At 41.8% G+C, this 2,932-nt stretch carries 2 protein-coding genes and 1 pseudogene; 1 reads left to right on the forward strand and 2 read right to left on the reverse strand.

The window, feature by feature from the left end:
• Together AC075L_RS07485 and AC075L_RS07490 are read right to left on the reverse strand one after the other, a co-directional pair.
• A partial coding sequence (locus AC075L_RS07485; protein WP_476387472.1) for a 3-phosphoshikimate 1-carboxyvinyltransferase occupies nt 1-576 on the reverse strand: 576 nt, incomplete at its 3' end.
• Between the two features lie 108 nt (nt 577-684).
• Nucleotides 685-1,776, reverse strand: a complete 1,092-nt coding sequence (locus tag AC075L_RS07490; protein WP_055053441.1) for a prephenate dehydrogenase — start codon at nt 1,774-1,776, stop codon at nt 685-687.
• A gap of 439 nt (nt 1,777-2,215) precedes the next feature.
• On the opposite strand from AC075L_RS07490, the pseudogene AC075L_RS07495 reads away from it, so the two are divergent.
• Nucleotides 2,216-2,932 (forward strand): annotated as a pseudogene (locus AC075L_RS07495) (GTP-binding protein); the annotation flags it as partial.

Raw genomic sequence — 2,932 nt, forward strand, 5'->3', positions numbered from 1 at the left:
ATTTCTGGAAAGCACCGGCTCTGTGACACTGGTGATCCCATCTGCATACATACCAGCCAGAAGCACGCAGGATTTTACCTGTGCGGAAGCAACCGGTGACTGATAATGAGTGGCGTGTAAAGGCTTTCCTGTAATTCGCAAAGGTGCGCATCCATTGCCCCTCAAGCTTACGATATCAGCGCCCATAGACAGAAGAGGAGTCATAATCCTTTTCATTGGACGGGATTGAATGGAAGCGTCGCCGTTTAATTCGCTGGTAAAAGACTGTCCTGCCAGAATTCCGGAGATCAGTCTTGTGGTAGTCCCGCTGTTTCCCACATCCAGAGTTTCAGACGGAGCACTGAGTCCGTGAAGTCCCTTTCCATGAACGAGGATTTCGGAAGCATTTCTTTCAATATCGATTCCCATTTTCCGGAAACAGGAGATAGTAGAGAGACAGTCAGCTCCCTCAAGAAAATGTGTGATCTTTGTAGTACCCTGTGCAAGAGAACCGAACATGACTGCACGATGAGAAATGGATTTATCTCCGGGTACAGTGAGTTCTCCTCTGAGGTTTGTCTGTTTTTTTATTTCCATGTTTGATTCCTGCCTGTTTTTATAATATTTCTGTATTTCCCTGCAGCTATTTATAGCAATCTGCTTTTGACAAAATATTTTTGAAATGAATGTCAAAGGGTGATCTGTTTAGCGTTCGTAGACAATATAATTTCTTTTTTTAAGGAGTGCGGCACCCTTTTCCATAGAGATTCCGTCGTAGAATTCAATTTTGAGGACACCTTCCTCGAATTCACGGTTGTGAATGATACCGATATTTTTAATGCTGATCTTCTCCATCGCAAGGATAGTGGCAATCGTAGCAATACCGCCGGCCTCATCCGCAATATCAAGATACAGGACATAAGCTTTTTTCAGCAGACCATTGTCTACCACATCAATAGAATCACGGTAATCCCTGGAACTTGCAAACATCTGATACAGACTCCTGGAGTCCTTGTTATCCACAAAACATTTGATCTGAACCAGCAGGCGGATGTAGTCATCCAGAACATTGGAGATATTCTGATTATTTTCCACACAGATCTGCTCCCACATAATTGGAGAAGAAGAAGCAATACGTGTGATATCACGGAAACCTCCGGCTGCAATCGTTTTCATGTATTCCTGATCGCTGTCCAGCATATTGACAAGATTTACCAGTGCAGAAGCAATAATATGAGGCAGATGGCTGACTCCGGCAGTGATGAAATCGTGTTCTTCACTTGTAAGGACCATCGGGATCGCACCAAGGGAAGAAATCATCTCTGTGAAATCTGTCAGGCGTTCCAGTGCAACTTCACCGCCCGGAGTAATAATATAGTAAGCATTCTCAATCAGACGGTCACTGGAAGCTTCGAATCCGGTCTTCTCAGAACCGGCCATTGGATGACCTCCGATAAAACGGGATTCCATTCCAAGACGTTCTACTTCTTTATGGATAATGCCCTTGACACTTCCGACATCTGTGAGGATCGTGTCAGGACCGATATTGTCTTTGAAATATTCAAGATATTTTACATTAAATTCTACAGGAGCACACAGGAAAATATAATCGCAGCTCCTGAAACGTTCATCATGTTCTTCGCATACAGCATCGATCATATTGCTGCTTACTGCTACAGCAAGTGTTTCCCGATCCTGATCATAAGCAAGAAGTCGGTAGTCTTCATGGTATTTTCGGATGGCCTTGGCAATTGATCCGCCAATCAGTCCGAGACCGATAAAACCGATAGTTTTCATAGTGGTTTTTGCATCCTTTCAGGTAACATTATTCGTAACTGTGAAAATACGGAACAGTTACATGATTTCATAATTTACTATTTTAAAGGATATGATGTGAAAAGTCAATTCATACGGCACTTTTATACATAAATAATTTAAAGCGGCAAAGCGAATGCCGTATCATATGAAGGTATCTTTTCTGTCTATCACACGCTGGTTACGAGGATTGCTATAGTCAGTAGCTGTACACTTAAGATAAAGTTCACAGTCGAAATCCGTAAAAATTACTGAAAATATATAAAATGCTCATCAATTTACAAGAAGTTCACAAAAAAAGATGTTAAAATTTCATAAAATACTTGAAAAATATAAAAAAATTTAGTAATATATAGCCATATCGTTGCTGCGGACGTTACAGGCGGCAATAACATAACAGACAAACAGGGAGGTACGCAACATGGATGTATTTAGAACTGACCGAATTAGAAATGTAGTCCTTTTAGGTCATGGGGGCGCTGGCAAAACTACACTGGCAGAAGCAATGGCTTACTTAGCAGGAATGACTAACCGTCTCGGAAGAGTAGAAGACGGAAATACTGTCAGCGATTATGACAAAGAAGAGATTAAGAGACATTTTTCCATTTCTACCACATTGATTCCGGTACCATGGGATAAGGTAAAGATCAATGTGCTGGATACTCCCGGATATTTCGATTTCGTAGGCGAAGTAGAAGAAGCAGAAGCGCAGCAGATGCAGCGATCATTGTAGTTTCCGGTAAAGCAGGCGTTCAGGTTGGAACACAGAAGGCATGGAACTTATGTGAGAAATATAAACTTCCGAGAATGATCTTTGTCACAGATATGGACGTAGATGATGTCAGCTACCGTAAAGTAGTAGAACAGCTCACTGAACTCTACGGCAAGAAGATTGCACCGCTTCACTTCCCGATTCGTGAAGACGGCAAATTTGTAGGATATGTAAATGTTGTAAAACAGGCAGGACGTAAATACATAGATAAAGGTAAGAAAGAGGAATGCGAGATTCCTGAATACCTGGATGAATATCTGGAGAAATATCATGATATCCTTATGGAATCTGTAGCAGAGACCAGCGAGGAATTCATGGATTCGTTACTTCGAAGGAGATACTTTCTCAGTGACAGAGGTTTCCGCG

It is taken from the genome of Blautia sp. ZXY-1-B12 (genome assembly GCF_056339915.1).